This window comes from Hyphomonas sp. TMED31 (genome assembly GCF_002172815.1).
In the GTDB taxonomy this organism is placed as follows: Bacteria; Pseudomonadota; Alphaproteobacteria; order Caulobacterales; family Hyphomonadaceae; genus Hyphomonas; species Hyphomonas atlantica.
Genome location: NZ_NHCK01000072.1, coordinates 1 through 19,009 on the forward strand (window position 1 = coordinate 1; position 19,009 = coordinate 19,009).

Sequence of the window (19,009 nt, forward strand, 5' to 3'; positions counted from 1 at the left end):
TTTTCCCAGAGCTCCGGCTCCCAGCTTGCTGCCATAGCCAAGGGGACCGGGAATATCGTGCGATAGCCGTGAACGACATCCATCGCGAACAGCAACGGGATGCCGAGCCGGCTCTCTTCGACAGCGACTTTTTGAAGCGCTCCAAGAGGCTCGGCGCCAGCGACATGGAGATAGGACCCAATTTCCCCCCGGCGCACCTTTTCGAGTTCGTCCGACGTAAGTTTTGAATTGAGAGATTTGCTGCGCCCACCGGCAGCCTGGTTCAGCTGACCCAGTTTCTCGTCCAATGTCATCTGCGACACGAGCGATTGCACCCTCTGAGACGCATTCGTCAGACTTGGGTTTGGCGCGCACTTGGACTGAGATTCCTCCTCGATCGAAGTGGACGCGGCCCGCGACGGCGCGATCGAAGATGAAGCGCAAGCTGACGCAACAAGAGTGCCTGAGAGTAGAGCAAACAATAGCTTTGGGCGCGAGCCCGCTGACGCCTCGGTCATATATTCCTCCCCAGAATCTTCGCGTTTGTCGCGATTAAGTTAGCGCAATCATTGGGGTAGGCGCGAGCGATGTCAACGTTAACATTTGCGTGGTGAGCTGGTTGAGCGCGAGTAACGCCAAAGAGCTCAGGAGCAGTCGATCACTATGCTTTGACCAGTCCGATCTCGCGAAGACGTTCCATAAGGTAATCCTGCGCTGTGATCGCGGGCTGAGCCTTGCCACCTTCTGCGACGCACCCAGGCAGAGCTTCAATTAAATAGTCCTGATTGAAATGAAGGAAAAAGGGGGTGGAGTATCGCGGGAATCTCGCGCGCTCGGGTGAGGGATTCAGCACGCGATGGGTCGTGGATGGCAAGACGCCGCCCGTTAGTCTTTGCAGCATGTCTCCGCAATTGATAACCAGAGCTCCAGCGGGTGGGTTCACGTCGAGCCATTCGCCAGACCGGTGTAGTGCCTGAAGTCCGGCCTCCTCAGCACCCAGTAACAATGTGATGACGTTGATGTCTTCGTGAGCCCCTGCGCGGACCGTGCCTTCTGGTGGTGGGGTCTGCTGTGGTGGATAGTGGAGCAGGCGCAGGATTGAGTTACCAAAATTGACCTTGTCGTCGAACCAGTTCTCCGCGAGGCCAAGGTGCAGCGCAACACCCTCCAGAATCTCCCGCCCCATCTCGTCCAGTGCTGCAAAGAGTGCGCGGGTCGCGTCGTCGAATTCTGGAATTTCAGATACGCTCGGCGTGTCGGCCATCGTGTCGCGATAGGGGCTGTCATCCGGCAGGTCGCGCCCTGTATGCCAGAATTCCTTCAGGTCCGCGTGAGCATTGCCCTTGGCGTTCTCAGTTCCGAAAGCGGTGTATCCACGCTGGCCACCGCCTGCGCGGCCATCATAGGCCAGTTTGGTGGCGTCTGGCAGGGCAAAGAACGCCTTGGTGGCGTCCAGATTACGGTCGATAATGCCTTGGTCCACAGTATGGCCGGACACGACGGCAAACCCTGTCTCGCGGAAAGACTGGCAAAGCGCATCGCCGAAGGCCTTTTTATCGGTCTTGAATAGCTCGAACGGAATGGGTTTGAAATATTCGGTCATTGGATCAGGCACTTGCTGGAACTTGGCAGCGCAGACTACCACACCTCAAGATGCTCGCCATAGGTATCGACACCTGGAGCCGACCGAAGTGCACTCGCGCTGAGGCTCGGCACTCAGAAACAGTGCCAACAATCCTCCACGAAATCAGAAGGTTTCAGCCGAGAGATGGGTTCAATTCGACGGTCTGCTTTATGGGTTGAGCAAGACGGGTGGCGGAGAGGAAGGGATTCGAACCCTCGATACGCGTTAACGTATACGCCCTTAGCAGGGGCGCGCCTTCAGCCACTCGGCCACCTCTCCAGCGCGGAATACGGGGTCTAGAGAAACCCCAACATGATCGCAAGCCCCTGAGTTCGGTTGAGCGGTCAAATTCTTCGAGACTACGGTCGAATGAGGCATCCAAAAGGCCCATCGCAAGCGTTTCGGGCCTTAGCGTTTAAGCGATTTCAGCACATCGAATGGACTGCTGGCCTCACGCGACTTCTTGGCATGTGGTTCGACTTTATTGCGTGTGCGTTCCTTTGGACGGCTGGGCGCTTTTCGAGCCGCCTCTGTCGATGACTTCATGCTCAGGCTAATGCGCTTCTGGTCGATATCGATGTCCAGAACTCGCACGCGAACAATGTCGCCAGCTTTCACCACGTCTCGAGGGTTTTCGACGAAAGAATCCGAAAGCTGAGATATGTGGACGAGACCATCTTGGTGGACGCCGATATCCACGAAGGCGCCAAAGGCTGTCACATTGGTAACCACACCTTCGAGCTGCATTCCCTGGGACAGATCCTTGATTTCATTGACGCCGTCTTTGAAAGTTGCCGTTTGAAAATCCGGACGTGGGTCGCGTCCTGGCTTTTCGAGTTCGGCGATGACGTCTCGGACTGTGGGAACTCCGAAAGTTTCGTCTGCAAAATCTGCCGGGTTTATTTGTGAGAGGACGGATGTGTTGCCGATCAGTGACTTGATCGAGTTGCCAGTTGCTTTCGCGATACGCTCCACAAGCGGATAGGATTCGGGGTGGACCGCAGAACCATCAAGCGGGTCCGTGCCGCCGACAATCCGAAGAAAGCCAGCCGATTGCTCAAAGCTCTTGGCGCCCATCCGCGGAACCTTTTTCAATTGTTTCCGCGTCTTGAACGGACCGTTCTCGTTGCGAAATGCCACAATGTTCCCAGCAAGCGTTGCATTGAGTCCTGATACGTGGGTGAGCAGGGGTGCAGAGGCGGTGTTCACGTCAACGCCGACCGCATTCACGCAGTCCTCCACGACAGCCCCCAGTGAGCGGGTGAGCGCGCTCTGATCGACATCATGCTGGTATTGACCCACACCAATGGCCTTTGGCTCGATCTTGACCAATTCTGCGAGTGGATCCTGTAGGCGGCGGGCGATGGAGACTGCTCCGCGCAAGCTGACATCAAGCTCGGGGAACTCGTCTGCCGCGAGCTGGGACGCGGAGTAGACTGATGCGCCGGCTTCCGAAACCATCAGGCTCGCAAGTTTTAGGTCTGGTGTAGACTTTGCGAGATCACTGACCAAGGCGTCGGTCTCGCGCCCCGCCGTGCCATTTCCAACTCCAACCAGGTCTACGCGGTGGCGAGCCGCCAACTCCCTGAGAGTCTTGAGTGCGCCTTCGCGATCATTTCGTGGGGCATGAGGGTAGATCGTGGCAGTTTCGAGCAGTTTGCCCGTCGCATCGATAACGGCGATCTTGCACCCTGTTCGAATGCCCGGGTCAATGCCCATAACGGTTTTCTTGCCAGCGGGTGCCGCGAGAAGCAGGTCTCTGAGATTGCTGGAAAAAACTTGAATAGCTTCGGCTTCAGCTCTGGATTTCAAACGGGCGAGGGAGTCTGACGCGCCCGATTTTGCGAGTTTGGTTGACCAGGCTTTTTCAGCTGTCTCCTGCAACCATTTGGCGCCAGCGCTGCCGGACGCATTAATCCCGAACTCCTTGCAGATTCGGGTGATAACTTCGCGAGGCGTTTCTGCTTTTCGCGACTGGATACCGACACCAACTTTGAGAATACCTTCCTTTTCGCCGCGCAGCATGGCGAGCGCGCGATGGGATGGCATTTTTTCAAGCGGCTCAGCAAAGTCGGCATAGTCTCGAAACTTGTCCGCTTCTTTGCCTTTCACCAATCGGGAGCTCAGTTCGCCTGCTTTCCAAACCGATTCTCGAGCGTGTCGCGCGAGGTTCGGTGTTTCCGCCATGCGTTCAATCAGAATGTCACGCGCGCCTTCCAGTGCTGCAGCGCTTGAGATGACCTCTTTTGCTGGATCTACAAACGACGCAGCGAGGCGCTCTGGATTTCCCGCGCCGGCCAGGAGTTTTTCAGCGAGTGGCTCGAGCCCTTGTTCACGGGCGATTGTTGCCTTGGTTCGCCGTTTCGGTTTGTAGGGACGGTAGAGGTCTTCCAACTCCACTTTGGTTTCCGCGGACAAAAGCGCTCGCTCAAGCGCGGGCGTCAGTTTACCTTGATCCGAGATTGACGTGAGGATCGTTTCCCGGCGCGCTTGTAGCTCTGTGAGGTACTCATAGCGTTCAGCGAGTTTCCGCAATTGCGTATCGTCGAGACCACCGGTGCGCTCCTTGCGATATCTCGCAATGAACGGGATAGTCGCGCCTTCTTCGATCAGGGTAATTGTTGACTCAACCTGCGCCTCTCGCACGCCGAGATCACGCGCAATGATCTGGGCCAGCGGGAACGTGACGAAGGAGACTAATTGCTTGGCAGCTGGCATAAATGTTCGGCCTTTGCAGAGTTCGAAATTCGGGGAAGCGCATGATGTCTGAACACCAATTCGAAGTGTGCATCTTGAAGAACAAGGTTAATCAAATGTTGCCGAGAGTCGTCATGCCTCACATTCTCCGAGTGGGTGATCTCAACAACCCTAGACTTGCTGACCGATCGTGAGATGTGGCCAGGGCGGTCAGTTTTTGCGGATATCTCCAACCGGCGATGGCTTTATGATTCAAGCCAATCAGCGACTGTAATTACAGTCCAAGCGCGGCAGTGCATGCAGCGGTTGTGCGCTCCACGACTTCCTTGCGATTTTCCAGACTGGTTTCGAAAACCAGCTCAATTGCTGCATAGCCGAGTTCCACAACAAGCCGGCACCTGGTTTCGACCGCCTCTTTGGATGGAGCGAGACCGACTTCGACCATACGTGTGGCCAGGGCATTCGTGATCGCTTCGTGGGACTTTAGCCGAATATCGCTAAGCGAAGGGATGGCGCGCATACACACCATTATCGCATGACTGCCCACAAATGACGCGCTCACCTCGACAGATTCGTCTAGTGAGCGCCGAATAGTTTCGGCAATGGTTGTATTGCCCATGTCAAACGCTTTCAGATGTTGTTGCGTAACCACATTCTGCGCGTGCATGAAACGAGACGCCAATTCCTCCAGAATTGCGTACTTGTTTGGAAACCATCGATAAAAGGCGGGCGGTGTCATGCCAGCTCGTTCGACAATGGCGTTTGAATTGAATCCCTCAATTCCGGATTCAGTCAGCAATTCCTGGGAGGCCGCCAGAATCTTCTCGTAAGTTTCTTTTGAGCGCGCTTGCTTTGGAACAGGCTTGTCGGAATTTGTTGGCACGGAACAATCTACTCTTGGTGATAACTTCGGAGTTACTTAGACTCTTCTGGGGGTTCGGCGAATTTTCAAGAGGATATCGCATTCTAGCGCCTCGATGCGCCTTTGAAGCAAGGATTTAAGCAGGTCGGTACAAGCAGCCAAATTGACTCAGAATAAGAGTAGCATAGGCTACCGTTTGGAGGAGCGTCATGAGATTATCAAGAAGATCCCTGCTGGTCGGCGGCGGCGTGGCAGCGGCAGCTGTTGGCGTACCGGCAGCGCAAAAGCTGCATTGGAATGGGAAGAACTTCGCACAAGAGGGGTATGATCCGTCGCTACCTGTCGCGCCGGATGGGCGCGTTGGCTGGATGAATTGGTCGGGCGCACAAAAAGCGACACCGCGCGAACTGGTGTTGCCTGTAAACGAAAACGAGCTTGCCGCGTTTGTCCGCGACAGCCCGCACCGCGTCAGACCTGCAGGCAGCGGGCATTCTTTCACGGCTTTGGCTCCAACGGATGGCTACATCCTGCAGACCAATTATCTGAGTGGCCTCAAGGCATTCGACGATCAGACAGGGGAGGCGACGTTCGGCTCTGGCACGCTTATCTTTGAGGCTTGCCAAGCTTTGGCCGAGAGAGGCCGGGCTTTCGACAATCTGCCAGATGTGGATGTGCAGACGCTCGCAGGCGCATTTTCAACGGCGACGCACGGAACCGGCGAAAACTTGCCGGCGCTCCATGACAACATCACCGCATTTCGCATTGTGTCGCCGAATGGCGACGTTCTGAATGTTTCAAGAGAAATCACCCCTGAGCTTTTTGAAGCGGGGAAGGTGTCCCTCGGCGCACTCGGCGTGATCACCGAGTACAAGCTGCGAACTGTCCCGGCTTTCAAGTTGCGTCGCCAGGCAATTGTCGAAAAAATTGATGATCTGCTCGACACTATTGAGGAACGCGCAGCACGCCATCGGAATTTCGAGTTCTTCTATCTGCCTGGTACCGGTTTGGCGCTGTCGATCACGCACGACGAAACCGACAAGCCGGTGACGGAAGCTGCGGAGAGCGATGATGACGAGACGATGGACGCGTTGAAACAATTGAGGGACCAACTGGGTTGGGCGCCTTGGCTCAGGAAGCGGATTGCCCAAGCAAACCTGCCCACAGGACTCATTGAGGATTATGTTGGATGGTCACACGAATTGTTGGCGACCACTCGGCCGATCCGGTTCAACGAAATGGAGTTCCATCTTCCGCGTCAGGAAGGCCCCCGTACTGTAAAGGACGTCGTTCGAATGCTGGATCGAAAAGGCGAGGCTTATTGGCCGGTTGAGTATCGTCACATCGCCTCCGACAGCGCATGGCTCAGCCCTTTTCAAGGAGGTCCCCGGGCGTCGATTGCCATTCATGCTGCTGCGGACGAACGCTACGGTTATTTTTTCAAAGACTTTCAACCCTTGTATCTGGCCCGTGGCGGGCGGCCGCATTGGGGCAAGCATCATTCCCTGGGACATGAAGATTTTGCGAGCCTGTATCCGGACTTTGAACAATTCAGAGCCTTGAGAAGAGAGCTCGATCCCAATGGAAAGTTCTTGAACCCGCATCTCGCGAATATCTTTGGGGAACAGTTTGATGCCTGAAGGTGAAAGACGTTTCTCTGTCAGCAGACGTCAGCTGATAATTGCAGGTGTGGGTGTAGTAGGGGTGGCAGGTATGACTCAGCGACCAAGGGACAAGAGTGGGCCCCGAGAAAAATACTTCCTCGATATGCAGGATGCTTTGGCAAGGGAAGGCATTGGCACGCCCACACTGGTCATAGATCTGGAGCGGCTTGATGCGAATATCGATACGTTGCTGACCCATCTCCCCAATGGGATGGGATACCGAATAGTCGCAAAGTCACTGCCATCTCTTGATCTGTTATCGCACATTCGCAATCGAACTGGGACTGACCGGCTGATGACATTTAATCAGCCAATGCTGAACGCTTTGAGTGCACATATGCCGGATGCGGATCAGCTGCTCGGTAAGCCGCTTCCCATAGCGGCGGTTAGGACATATTTCTCCGAACTCCTGCCGGAGAATGGGGCTGCAGCTGATCAGGTGCAATGGCTTATAGATACTCCAGTTCGTCTGGAGCAGTATCGCGAGCTTGCAATCGGATTAGATCGTACCTTTCGGATCAATCTTGAAATAGATGTCGGGTTGCACAGAGGCGGCTTTACGCCAGGCGAGGAATTACGCCGAACTTTGGAGGTGCTAAAGGCCGATCCGAGTTTGAGTTTCTCAGGATTCATGGGCTACGAACCGCATCTGCCGTCTTTGCCAACTACTTTGGGCTGGCGAGATCGTGCTAAGCGAGCTGCATGGGAGACATATAGCAACTGCCTCAGCTTGGCGGCTGAAGTATTTTCGGGTGATGAGTTGGCAGCGATTACTCGAAACGCCGCTGGCAGCCCTACCTACCGCTATTATCAGGACACGTCCCTGGCGAATGAAGTGTCTGCAGGNTCGTGTTTGGTGAAGCCAACGCACTTTGACACGGATTTGCTTGAGCCGCATTTGCCGGCAAGTTTTATTGCGACACCCGTTGTGAAATCNCTCGATCGGACTGTGCTGCCGGGTCTGGAGTTTGCTGAAGGTATCCAGCGTTCGTGGAACCCGAANAGTNCCAAAACNGTGTTCATTTATGGCGGCCACTGGTTGGCTGATCCGGTCGACCCGCCGGGACTGGATTATAATTCGACTTTCGGCCGATCCTCTAATCAGGAAATGTTGAATGGTGGATCAGATTTGGAAATTTCACCGGACGAATTTGTGTTTTTCAGGCCTCATCAGAGCGAGGCGGTATTTTTGCAGTTTGGAGATATCGCGGTCTATTCGAATGGTAAAATTGTCGAGCGATGGCCGGTTTTCGAAGCATCTGCCTGATNAGACNNAACGGGCCGCTTCGTATTCTGATTTCAATCGGGCAATGATCTTTGCAGCAGGTTCAATTTGACGGACGCTGCCAACACCATGGCCNGCTGACCAAACATCGCGCCAAGCCTTGATCTTGCTGTCTGAGTTCGACAAATCCATTGAAGCCGCNTTGGCGGGACCACCGTAGTTCACGCCCATCTTATCCAGGCTTTGCTTTAAATAGTTCGCATAAGCGCCGGTTAGTGAATTGCTCAAAACGAGATCATTGTAGGTCGCAGCGACCAGCATTTCCCGGTATTCTGGTGTAGCTAGACTTTCCTCGGCCGCAATGAAGCTCGTGCCAATGTAGCAAAGGTCGGCCCCCAGAACTTCTGCTGCTCGGATTGCGCGCCCGGTCCCGATTGAACCGGCCAGTATGACGATACCGTCGAAGAACTCACGGACGGCTGGCACAAAGGCAAANCCGGCCATTGCNCCGGTGTGCCCGCCAGCACCCGCGGAAACCAATGCCATGCCATCCACGCCTTTCTCGGCGGCTTTGCGGGCATGGTCGAGGCTGTTGACGTCGGCGATGACAAGTCCGCCATATTCATGGACCACATCCAAAACAGGGTCTGGTCCCCCCAAGGCGGTGATGACGATCTTGGGTTTATGGTTTCGGATCAGGTCAATTTCGTCGGCGAGACGATCATATGACCGGTGGGTTGTCAGGTTGACGGCATATGGCGCCGCTTCCTCTCCCAGTGTGCGTCCAAGATTATCCAGCCACTCGTCAAGTGTTGCGATCGTGCGCGCATTGGGAAACGGAAACGCCCCGATAACGCCATTGTTGCAGGTTTCCTTGACTAGGTCAGGACCGGACACCAGAAACATGGGTGCCGAAATCGCGGGGATAGTCAGCTTGCTGGCTATGCCCGCAAGGGTCTCCGATGCTGNTCGCACCATCGCTTTCACCTCTTTTGTGCTGCCGAANGTNGNGCGGAGTTATTCGGCGGTACCGATGACAAAGGAGCAGTTCGTGGTTCCTGAACCACCNACGTTGAAGGTTGCCATTGTCCGTGCTCCCTCAACCTGATTGTCGCCCGCTTGATCTGTTACCTGGCGGTATGAATCCAGCATCATCCGTACACCCGTCGCTCCCACGGGGTGGCCGAGCCCGATGAGGCCGCCGGATGGATTGACNGGGATCGACCCGTCCATGGCAATTCGGCCATCTTCAATGGCCTTCCAGGCTTCGCCGGGCGCNGTAATTCCAAAATGTTCGATAGCCATGTACTCAGTGATCGAGAAGCAATCATGCGTTTCAATTGCATCGACTTCTTCAACCCCGGAAATGCCAGCTCGTGCNTAAGCGTCGGTAATTGCTTTTCGNGTCCAAGGNAGAACGTAGTCCTGATCGCGGCTTTCTTCGAGTTTCGTTTCCATCATGAGCGGCGCGGTCGTATGACCCCATCCTCGTATTACGGCAAGCTCCTCAATATCAATATCGCGTTCTTTTGCGTACTGTTGAGCGCGTTCTTCCGAAGCGAGGAAAACGACTGCGGCGCCGTCTGTGACCTGACCGCAGTCCTGCCGGCGCATCCAGCCGTCAATAACTGGATTGGCCTCATCGTCAGCTGTGAAGCTTTTGTCCGTGAACTTCCAGTTCCGTGCTTGCGAGTTTGGATTGCGACGGCCGTTCTCGAAATTGATTTTCGAAATGCCCATCAAGTGGTCATAGTTCAGCCCGTAGCGACGCTCATATTCGTCGCAAAGGTCAGAGAACATAGCTGGCCACACATATTTTCGGCCTTGTGCCTCACGGCCGACCCAGGCAGCCGCGCCCAAATTCTTCGCAGCTTGATCACCATGAACGTTTCGCATCATCTCAATACCGGCAACACAAGCGAGATCGTAGCGGCCGCTTTGAATGTCTGACATGGCCGCGAGAATTGCGAGCGATCCCGATGCGCAAGCCCCTTCATGACGTGAGGCAGGCATGCCCGAGAAATCGGGATGTACGTGGCCAAAATACCCGCCCAGCATGCCTTGGCCGGTAAACAGTTCGGCTACGAAGTTCCCGACATGTCCAACATCCACGTCTTTAGGGTCCAGTCCTGTTTTCTCGAGAGCTTTCAGAACTGTATCAGAAAACAGATCGAACAGGCTCTTGTTGTCGCGGGTCCAATTTAGCGAGAAGTCGCTTTGAGTGCCGCCGAGAATGTAGACTGGTGCCGTCATGGTGCGTTTCCTTTGGTGTCGTGTCAGTGCTAGGCTGACCTGTCCCTTATAATTACGTTTTATACTGTAACGAGTTCGTCGCGATTTGCCCACGTCGCATGCGTGCCGCTTGAGATGCGGTGCGGTAGTATAATGCGACAGACGGGTCCTGCTGATACGTTCTGCGCATCCACAAGAATGCACTCCGACCTGTCATTGACCGTATCGATGATGAACGAGATCAGATAGCCGTCATCTTCAGACTTTGCGTTGATGCGCGGTACAAACGGAGACTCGCTTGCGTAGCGTCCGTCTTCCAGCATGTAGGCGTCGGAATCTCCCGTTTCCATGTCATGCTTCACCAATCCATTGAAAAGGAACCAGCCTGGCTTTGTCGTGGTGGAATAGAGATAGCGCGATTTGATGCCCGCATAGTTCTGGTTGAACGAGCCGAACTCCAGAATGCGATCATCGAGACGTTCTTCAGTCGTCTTGCCCGTATCGAGATTAAATCGCCAACGGTGAAGTTTCGGTTTGAAAGAGTGCTCGTCTATGTTTGCGAGCAATTTACCGAATTTCTTGTCCAGACCCGGAACGTCCAGAGGGGCGGGGTCTGGATCATCCTGGAAGTATCCGTCCAGCACAATCTCATTTCCCTCTTCCCACGCATTCATCCAGTGAAGCACATAAGTGGGAGCGGCTTCGAACCACCGAATCTCGCTGGGATTTCCAAACCGAGGTACAATGGCAAATCGGGTCGGTAAATCAGGATAATACTGATTGGCGTGAATGCCTTTCTTTAGCAGGTCGGGGTTCCAAAAGAGCGGCAGATCCACCAGGATCGAATAATTCTGGGTGAAGGCCATATCGTGCGGAAGGCGCGCGCCGGGCAACTCGATGGGAATATAGTGCTTTAGCTTCTGGTCTGCTCCGACCACGCCGTAATGCATGTAAGGCGCCTCTTTTCCGTAGTTGAAAAAGAGCAGGTCTCCAGTTGCGAGGTCGACTTTTGGGTGGGCTGAAATTCCTCCCTCGGGAACCCAGTCGGCGGTGCCTGTCGTTTCTAGCGTTTCCGGATCCAGAATGTAGCCATCGCCGCACATATAGAATGTAGACAATATGTTCCCACCATGAACCACAACATCTGTAGATGATGAGTCTTTCATTCGCCCCCGAGCGCCCCATCCTTCGCGTTCGGATTTCGCAGGATTGCCCGCGATTCCTGTCCATAGGGCGTGGCCAGCTTCCTGTTCAGCCTTTAGACCTTTGGTCTGCACGAGCCTGTTCGAGTACTTGGCCTGTCCATTATGGAAAGACATGGCATGGACCATGCCATCGCCGTCAAACGGATGGTAAATGCCAATGGCATCACGGACTGGGTTCTCCGTGTTGCGGACATAGATCCCGGAAATATCTTTTGGAATTTCTCCGATGACTTCCATGTCCACCGCATCCACTTCCTCGCGGCAGGGGGACCATGCGCCGTTGAGGTAAGGATGCTCGTTCGGTGAAATTTTGAATTCAATATTGTTTTTGTAAAGAATAGTCATCGTTGATGTCCGCTATTGGGCTTATTGAGCTACGCGCTGCGCCATGGACTCCGCGAGTCCGTGAGGGTCACGGGCAAGAAATGCGCGTACAGATACCGCGTGTGGATCGGTGTCATGCTCGTTGATGTTGTTCTCGACGGCTATAATCCCAGCCTTGCCAATATCTCGCGGCAGAGCCTGTTTCATATTCTTGATATGAGCAGCCATGCGCGTTTTTACGGAGCCAACAATCAAAGCGGCTACGTGGATGTTTTTTGAGCGAAGTTCTGCGCGCATGCAGTCCGAAGCAGCCCGCATGGCGAACTTGGACGGACTGTATCCTCCCATATTCGGCACTGCGACAATGCCGCCCGCGGATAGAACGTTTACAATCGCACCACCACCATTGCTCTCAATGATTGGAGCGAATGCTCTGCACATGGACATCGTACCAAAGAAATTCACTTCCATTTCGGAGCGCATATCATCCATGGTCGGGGCGGTCATGAGTGTGGTCATGTGAAACACACCGGCATTGTTCACAAGTAATGTCACGTCCTGAGCCTTCTCAGCGGCCGCCGCAACGTGTTCTGGATCGCTTATGTCCAGTTGGATGATCTCGACCTTGTCGCCGTAATCGGCATACGACTCTGGAATATCGGCCGGATTTCGCGAACCGACATATACCTTTCTTGCGCCCGCATCGATGAGTTCTTCGACGAACCCTTGCCCGATGCCGCGGTTTCCGCCGGTGACCAATGCCGTGCAGCCTTCGACTTTCATTGTGTTTCCTTTCCTGTCTCGTCAATGCGGCCCTTTTGATGCTCTGCATTAACGAGTGCCTGACACTTCTGGTGAAGAGCGGCCTTGTTCCCTGTTGACTTTGATTGGATCAGACCGTCCTGTTGTAGTCAATTGTAAAAACATACCCAGTATAGATATTCAAGCGGAGGACCCATGTTGACCAAGAGTAAACCGGCTAAGCCGGCGTTCAGAAAAGTGAAATTTCCTGCGGTCGATCTAGACATCGAGACCCGCGCCGACGGAACTATGCTCATGTCGACAAAGGACGAATTGGAGCTGATTGCGCCGAATGTGGCTGTCGGGTTGATGGCGTCTGCACAGAAATGGTCAGACCGAATTGCGATGGCTGAGCGCGATTCGTCCGGTGAGTGGGCTACCAAGACTTACGCAGAGTTTGTTGGTGACGTCCGGTCCTGCGCTCAATGGTTGCTGGATTCCGGAGCGACGGCGGAAACGCCGCTCATGATTGTTTCTGGAAACTCAGTGGCGCATGCAACCATGAGATTTGCCGCGCTGTTCGCGGGAATACCAATTGCGCCTGTCAGCGAGAACTATGCCCTGCTTGGCGCCAGTACTGATTTTGCACGCATGAGGCATGCGGCAAACATCGTACAGCCAGAGTTTGTGTTTGCGGAGGGATCACCACATGTCGCGGCCGCGCGTGCGTGTCTGCCGAACGCTCAGATTGTTACTTGCGATCCGGCAGCTATTGAGGACGGCGCAGTAGATTTCGCGGAATTGTGCGCAGGACAGGCCACGCATGCAGTTGATGAAGCGATTGAGAAAATCACGCCTGAAACGCATGCCGCGTACATGCTGACGTCCGGATCCACTGGGATGCCAAAGGCCGTGGTTCAGACTCATGAAATGATGATGGTGTGCGTGTCGCAGAGTTGGTGGGCAATGAAAGATACGGGCACCTGGGACCGCACCATTCTTGAATGGTTGCCCTGGAGCCATGTGTCCGGTCTTTATGTGTCAATCGCCTCGGCGCTTGTCGGCGGATCCTATTATGTTGACGAAGGGCGCCCAATGCCGGGGCGGTTTGAGGCAACGCTTCGGAACATCCGCGACCTGGAGCTCACCACGTTTACAAGCGTGCCAGTTGGCTACGCGATGCTCGTGGAAGAGTTGGAGAACGATTCCGACCTTCGCGACCACTTCTTTTCGAAGATGCAGGTTTTGGTCTTCGGGGGCGCGGGGTTGCCCCAGCCCGTCCATGACCGGCTTCAGGCGCTCGCTGTAGAAGCAACGGGTCATCGTATTCTCATCTCATCAGGATACGGTGCAACGGAGACTACGTCCGGGTGTATGTTTATTTACTTCGAGACGGACCAAGTCGGTATAGGCCTGCCATTGTCAGGCGTGACATTGAAACTTGTGCCGATGGGTGATCGCTATGAGCTGCGGATTAAAGGCCCTTGCGTGATGTCTGGCTACTTGCGGCAACCGGATGCCGCGGCGAGGTCATTTGACGAAGAGGGATATTATAGCATCGGAGATGCTGCCGAGTTTGCTGACCCAAACGACCCTACGCGAGGTTTGTTGTTCGGTGGCCGATTGTCAGAGGATTTCAAATTGAGTACCGGAACGTGGGTCACGGGTGGATCTCTGCGTGCCGCTCTGGTTCGTGATCTCGCGCCATACGTTGCGGATGCATTGGTGTGCGGTGAGGGATATGATCGGATCGGAATTCTTGCCTGGCCAACGCCGGCAGGCCTTTCGGCCACTCAGCAAGATCTCGTTGAGGCGATTGAGCGGTTCAACAAGTCGGCGAAGGGGTCAAGTGAACGTGTTTGCCGATTTGCCTTCTTGAGCGAGCCGCCGGACATGGGAGCTGGAGAAGTGTCAGATAAGGGATCAATCAATCAGGCGCTGGCGATACGTCGGAGAAAGGAAACGGTTGAGTGGTTGTATTCTGACCCTGTTCCTTCCGACGTGTTGAGCTTTTAAGACATCCAGAGGCGGCGGCTCAGAATGCCGCCGCCTCCGCTGAGTTATCGTGCAGGCGGTCGAGGTAGAAAGCCGCTGACTCTGCGGCGGTAATCTTCGTAATCTGGATAGCGCCGAGACATCGATCGTTCCAGCAGGGCTTTTCCCGACAAATTGTACAGAAAATGGATCATCAGCAGTGGGCTTAGTATTGTCAGGAAGCCCCACTGGCTTTCAAGAGCGACTAACGTCAGACCAGTCCAGACTGCGGCATCTCCAAAGTAATTCGGGTGGCGGGTCCATGACCACAAGCCGCGATCCATCAGCTTGCCTTTGTTCTCTGGATTCTTTTTGAACTGTCTGAGTTGATGGTCGCCTACAGCTTCAAACAACAGGCCGATGACGAAGATCGTAATTCCGAGATAGGCAATGATGCCGAGCTCGCCCTCCGGGAACAGTAGCCACTCGGAGAATCCAAACTGACCTATCTGTACAGGGAGGGACACAAAGAATGAGATGCAGCACTGCAAAACGAAAACGTGCGTTAGGCTGCGCATGACGAAGGGGCCGTCACCGCCGGCTTTCTCGCGCATCCTGACGTATCTGAAGTCTTCTCCGTGGCCGACATTGCGGATGCCGAGGTACAGTCCCAGTCGAAGTCCCCAGATCAATACAAGTGTCGTGATCAAAGTGGCGCGCAATGAGTGCGATTCGGTTTGCAGCCATGTTGTGGCAGCAGGAAGCGCGCAGGCGGGCCCCCAGAAAATGTCAACAATGCTTGCATTTTTAATTTTTACACTGATGGCCCAAAGCGCAACGAATGCTGTGAGTGATATGCCAAAATTGACTAGAATGATCTGTAGCAAGGACGTTCCCCCTCCGAATAATTTGTTCTGTTCGTTATCCGCACTTTCACCCATTTCTATGTGAGTGAAAAGAGGCTTGCAATATAAAACCTATTCTTGGTGGTGGTATTGGTTCTCTCATGTTCACTGCTGGTGACGCTAAGGAAGCAGTTGAAGTAGGCCGTTGAATTGCGCTAACGGTATGGATACGCAAGTCAATGCTGAGGGGAGGTGAGAATTTCTTCCCGGAGGGATACATGGAAGACGTCTACATATTCGAAGCGCTTCGTACGCCGCGCGGTCGAGGTCGCCCAGATGGAGGTTTGCACTCTGTCACTCCGGAAGCGTTAATCGCGGTATTGGTCGACGAACTTGTGAGCCGTACCTCCCCAGACATGCGTGCAAGTGTGTCCAGATTGGTCTTGGGTTGTGTGGGGCAGGTTGGCGCGCAAGGTGGGCATATCGCGCATCTTGCAAAAGCCGAGTCTGGGCTTCTGGGGAATGTTGTTACCCGAACCGTGAACAATTACTGCGTATCAGGATTGTCCGCCATTGGGGATACATTTCTTGCGGCCAGGGCTGGCGAAAATGGTCTCATGTTGGCTGGAGGTGTGGAAATGCTCTCAAAGGTGCCATTTCTAGCCGATAATGCCCCTGTGTATGCCGATGCTGCGCGATCTGAGGCGCTGGGGTGGCTGGCTCCGATCCTTGGTGCGGAGTTACTTGCAAGTCAAAAGGGGTATTCGAAAAGAGAATTGGACGAAGTCACTTTACGGTCTCACAATCGCGCGGCAGCCGCATGGGACAGTGGGCGCTATAACAAAAGCGTGGTTCCGGTCAGAGGCTCAAATGGCGAAGTTCTTTGTGCTCGTGACGAGTGGATAAATGGCGAACTGACTATGGAGCATTTGGAGCAACGCAAGCCAGCGTTCGCCTCGCTCGGTAGGGGTTTGGCGCAGACGATGATGCTGAAACAGCATCCGGAACTCTCTGAAATCAGCTATGTGCACTCGGTCGCGAATACGCCGGGACTCTCTGACGGGGCGGCGCTCGCGCTGATGGGCGGGGCTGAGGCGAAGCATAAGAGTGGCCTAGCCCCTAAAGCCCGCATTCTGTCCTTTGCAGAAGTGACGTGTCATCCGATTGATCAATTCGATGCCGGTCCAATGGCTATGGAAAAAGCCTTGGCGAATGCTGGCCTCCAACTCAACGACCTGGATCTGATTGAGTACATGGAGGCTTTTGCTGCGCCGCCTTTGGCATTTGAGCGCGAGTACAATCCGGACATGGACAAGGTGAATGTGAATGGGGGACATCTCGCGATGGGCCACCCAATGGGGGCAACAGGCGCCATCCTAACGGCAAATTTGTTACATGAATTAGTTCGTCGTGATGACGAACTCGGTATGGTGGTCGCGCTGGCCGGCGGTGGAATCGGAAGTGCGCTGATCATTGAGCGCGTGTGATCCTGCATTGATCTGAACTTGTTCCACAGGAGGAAAGCATGGCCGAAAAACGTGTTGTCTTGATAACCGGCGGCGGCAAAGGATTGGGAAGAGCTTTTGCGTTGGATCTGGCGAAGCGTGGTGCAAGGGTCGTAGTGAACAATCGTGTTCGCGAGGGGCAGCCGGATTCTGCCGCGCACGTCGTGCAAGAGATTGCGGCAGCCGGGGGAAATGCGGTCGTCGAGACTAGCGACGTGACGGATGATGGTGCTGCCGAACGCATGGTGGAGCGCGCGCTGCAAACCTATGGGCGTCTTGATGGTATTATCTTCAACGCGGGCATCACAGGTGACGCTAAACGTTTCGTGGATATGGACGCGGCGAATTTTGACCTGGTGATGGCGACCAACTTCGCGTCCGTGGTTCGGTTGACCCGGCACGCGCTTCCGACCCTCAGAAAATCTCCTTCGGCTCGGCTCGTNTATGTTTCTTCGAGTGCAGGCCTGTACGGTGTTCGAGGTCGTTCGCCGTATGCATCATCCAAGGGGGCTTTGCAGGCCTTTGCTTTGAACATGGCGATAGAAGAGGCGCGCAACGGTTGTCNAACCAACATCGTATTGCCTTATGCGCTGACACAAATGACCCGAGGGACCGAGGCGTCAGAGGGTGATCATGCGTTGAGTGCAGACAAGGTTGCNCCNTTTGTCAGCTGGCTGGCGAGCGAAGATTGCCATTTGAATGGAACCGTTTGGACCGCCGGTGCNGGACTGGTGAGNCAGGTGCGCACTCTGGAAACCGTAGGAGCAATGCTGCCAAGCGACGGAGATATTAAGTCTTGGTACTTGGAAAACCGGGAAAAGTTGGATGAACTCGATGCATCGTTTCCCCGCACCAAACATGCCGAGCACGCTTTTGAGCAATTCATGCAAGCAGCAGCAGCGAAAACTCATCAGTGATTAAGGTATTGATATGATAGTCACTAGCGCCTAGGTCTGACTTGTTGTCCGCTCGTTATTGTTCGTAATTGTTCGCGTTCTGGGCACNAAGTTTACTCTTGGGCCGGTCTGTTCCGGCCGGAAAGGCGCCAGCGACTGAGGCATGATTGCTGAAGGTTCCAAGTCTGATAACTCGAGGCCCATGATCCGGACCTGCTCGATCTGGCGGGCTTTGGAAGTCGTTGGGGATACTCCGACANTGCTTATCCTTGAGGCGATCTGGTTCGGTCAGAGGCGTTTTGACGCCATTCGGAAAAATTCCGGCCTGCAGAAAGCACTAATTTCGAACCGGTTGAAGAAATTGACCGAGGCAAACCTGCTACGAAAGCAGGCCTACACGGATTCACCACCGAGGTTTAACTACGTTCTCACCGACAAGGGGCTGGCACTCTACTGGACCTCTTTGATGCTCCTGCGCTGGGAGCAACGCTGGGCGACGCAGGAAAAAGCTGTCGTTCCGAAACTAACACATAGCAAATGTGGGCATGTCACTACGCCTGAGCCTCTTTGCGGGCATTGCCAGCAGGTTATCAATGCGCGTGATGTGAGCTGGGAGCAGGGGCCGGGCGTGGGGCTTATGGCGCCGATCTACAGTCGTCGCCGGCAACGCCGCGATGCCGATCAACCCGCCAGAGAGTCGTTACTTTTTACAGCATCGGCCGAATTGATGGGAGACAGGTGGGCTGGGCTCATCCTCCGGTCTATCTTCACGCACCTTCGAAAGTTCGATGAGATCCTGAAAGACACGGCGATTGCGTCAAACATACTATCTGATCGGTTGAGCTGGTTGGAGGAAACCGGCATCATCATTCCTCATAAGTACCAGGATAATCCTGAACGTTTTGAATATCTTCTCACCGAGAAGGGCTTGGATTATTACCCTGTGCTGGTGATGCTGCAGAAGTGGGGCGATACGTATTATGCCTCTCCTGAAGGGGCTCCGGTTATTCTTCGCCACAAACTCTGCGGTAATCCTCTCGATGCCTATGTCGGTTGTTCAGACTGTCTGGAGCCGATGTTGCCTCATGAGGTGACGTATGAATTGGTCGAGAAAAACAATTCCTGAGTAAATCGTACTATAGACTTTCATAACTAAACCCACCATTGTGGCTCTGAAGTATCCAGATCGGATCAAGAGAAGGGCGACGGATTATGAATGGTGGGTCCAGGCAGTACAAA

14 protein-coding genes, 1 tRNA gene and 1 pseudogene are annotated in these 19,009 nt (G+C 54.3%); 6 read left to right on the plus strand and 10 right to left on the minus strand.

What is annotated here, in order from left to right; genetic code table 11:
* From CBB91_RS10775 to CBB91_RS10795, 5 genes are all read right to left on the minus strand, one after another.
* Positions 1-293 (minus strand): glycoside hydrolase family 3 N-terminal domain-containing protein (locus CBB91_RS10775; protein ID WP_273014063.1); only part of this gene is annotated, 293 nt, incomplete at its 3' end.
* A gap of 347 nt (positions 294-640) precedes the next feature.
* The gene (locus tag CBB91_RS10780; RefSeq protein WP_035552197.1) at positions 641-1,582 is read right to left on the minus strand and encodes a 2-oxoglutarate and iron-dependent oxygenase domain-containing protein; all 942 of its coding nucleotides are present in this window, start codon (positions 1,580-1,582) and stop codon (positions 641-643) included.
* Positions 1,583-1,792: 210 nt separating this feature from the next.
* A tRNA-Ser gene (locus CBB91_RS10785) sits at positions 1,793-1,882 on the minus strand.
* Positions 1,883-2,011: 129 nt separating this feature from the next.
* Complete coding sequence (locus CBB91_RS10790; protein WP_273014064.1) at positions 2,012-4,321, minus strand: Tex family protein; 2,310 nt, start codon at positions 4,319-4,321, stop codon at positions 2,012-2,014.
* 253 nt (positions 4,322-4,574) lie between these two features.
* Positions 4,575-5,183: a TetR/AcrR family transcriptional regulator gene (locus tag CBB91_RS10795; protein WP_273014065.1), complete on the minus strand. Its 609-nt coding sequence runs from the start codon at positions 5,181-5,183 to the stop codon at positions 4,575-4,577.
* A 347-nt stretch (positions 5,184-5,530) separates the two neighbouring features.
* Here CBB91_RS10795 and CBB91_RS10800 point away from each other — a divergent pair, with 347 nt between their 5' ends.
* Positions 5,531-6,799 carry a D-arabinono-1,4-lactone oxidase gene (locus CBB91_RS10800; RefSeq protein WP_273014100.1) on the plus strand — a complete coding sequence of 423 codons (1,269 nt, stop codon included), beginning with the start codon at positions 5,531-5,533 and terminating at the stop codon, positions 6,797-6,799.
* Positions 6,800-6,926: 127 nt separating this feature from the next.
* Positions 6,927-7,669 (plus strand): annotated as a pseudogene (locus CBB91_RS10805) (alanine racemase); the annotation flags it as partial.
* Positions 7,670-7,961: 292 nt separating this feature from the next.
* Here the strand turns inward: CBB91_RS10805 and CBB91_RS10810 are convergent.
* The 4 genes from CBB91_RS10810 to CBB91_RS10825 all read right to left on the minus strand — a co-directional run bounded on the left by CBB91_RS10810 (position 7,962) and on the right by CBB91_RS10825 (position 12,592).
* Positions 7,962-9,026 (minus strand): nitronate monooxygenase, encoded by a 1,065-nt coding sequence (locus CBB91_RS10810; RefSeq protein WP_273014066.1) that lies wholly within the window; start codon positions 9,024-9,026, stop codon positions 7,962-7,964.
* Positions 9,027-9,065: 39 nt separating this feature from the next.
* Positions 9,066-10,301 (minus strand): acetyl-CoA acetyltransferase, encoded by a 1,236-nt coding sequence (locus CBB91_RS10815; RefSeq protein ID WP_273014067.1) that lies wholly within the window; start codon positions 10,299-10,301, stop codon positions 9,066-9,068.
* 59 nt (positions 10,302-10,360) lie between these two features.
* Positions 10,361-11,830 carry a carotenoid oxygenase family protein gene (locus CBB91_RS10820; RefSeq protein WP_273014068.1) on the minus strand — a complete coding sequence of 490 codons (1,470 nt, stop codon included), beginning with the start codon at positions 11,828-11,830 and terminating at the stop codon, positions 10,361-10,363.
* A gap of 21 nt (positions 11,831-11,851) precedes the next feature.
* A complete protein-coding gene (locus tag CBB91_RS10825; protein WP_035552178.1) occupies positions 11,852-12,592 on the minus strand; it encodes an SDR family oxidoreductase in 741 nt (246 codons plus the stop codon).
* Between the two features lie 216 nt (positions 12,593-12,808).
* Between CBB91_RS10825 and CBB91_RS10830 the strand changes: the two genes are divergently transcribed.
* Complete coding sequence (locus tag CBB91_RS10830) at positions 12,809-14,566, plus strand: AMP-binding protein (RefSeq protein WP_273014069.1); 1,758 nt, start codon at positions 12,809-12,811, stop codon at positions 14,564-14,566.
* A gap of 44 nt (positions 14,567-14,610) precedes the next feature.
* On the opposite strand, the gene CBB91_RS10835 is transcribed toward CBB91_RS10830, so the two are convergent.
* Positions 14,611-15,411 carry a DUF1295 domain-containing protein gene (locus CBB91_RS10835; protein ID WP_035552557.1) on the minus strand — a complete coding sequence of 267 codons (801 nt, stop codon included), beginning with the start codon at positions 15,409-15,411 and terminating at the stop codon, positions 14,611-14,613.
* Between the two features lie 236 nt (positions 15,412-15,647).
* Here CBB91_RS10835 and CBB91_RS10840 point away from each other — a divergent pair, with 236 nt between their 5' ends.
* From CBB91_RS10840 to CBB91_RS10850, 3 genes are all read left to right on the plus strand, one after another.
* Positions 15,648-16,856 carry an acetyl-CoA C-acyltransferase gene (locus CBB91_RS10840; protein ID WP_345906805.1) on the plus strand — a complete coding sequence of 403 codons (1,209 nt, stop codon included), beginning with the start codon at positions 15,648-15,650 and terminating at the stop codon, positions 16,854-16,856.
* A gap of 38 nt (positions 16,857-16,894) precedes the next feature.
* On the plus strand, positions 16,895-17,791 hold the full coding sequence (locus CBB91_RS10845) for an SDR family NAD(P)-dependent oxidoreductase (RefSeq protein ID WP_273014071.1): 897 nt from the start codon (positions 16,895-16,897) through the stop codon (positions 17,789-17,791).
* Positions 17,792-17,972: 181 nt separating this feature from the next.
* Positions 17,973-18,896, plus strand: coding sequence for a helix-turn-helix domain-containing protein (locus tag CBB91_RS10850; protein WP_273014072.1), 924 nt, complete (start codon positions 17,973-17,975; stop codon positions 18,894-18,896).
* Positions 18,897-19,009 lie beyond the last annotated feature (113 nt).

Excerpts from the sequence above, each read along its gene's own strand:
- CBB91_RS10800 (WP_273014100.1), top strand. The coding sequence starts at position 5,531 with ATGAATTGGTCGGGCGCACAAAAAGCGACACCGCGCGAACTGGTGTTG.
- CBB91_RS10790 (WP_273014064.1), bottom strand. The coding sequence starts at position 4,321 with ATGCCAGCTGCCAAGCAATTAGTCTCCTTCGTCACGTTCCCGCTGGCC.
- CBB91_RS10820 (WP_273014068.1), bottom strand. The coding sequence starts at position 11,830 with ATGACTATTCTTTACAAAAACAATATTGAATTCAAAATTTCACCGAAC.
- CBB91_RS10825 (WP_035552178.1), bottom strand. The coding sequence starts at position 12,592 with ATGAAAGTCGAAGGCTGCACGGCATTGGTCACCGGCGGAAACCGCGGC.
- CBB91_RS10840 (WP_345906805.1), top strand. The coding sequence starts at position 15,648 with ATGGAAGACGTCTACATATTCGAAGCGCTTCGTACGCCGCGCGGTCGA.
- CBB91_RS10780 (WP_035552197.1), bottom strand. The coding sequence starts at position 1,582 with ATGACCGAATATTTCAAACCCATTCCGTTCGAGCTATTCAAGACCGAT.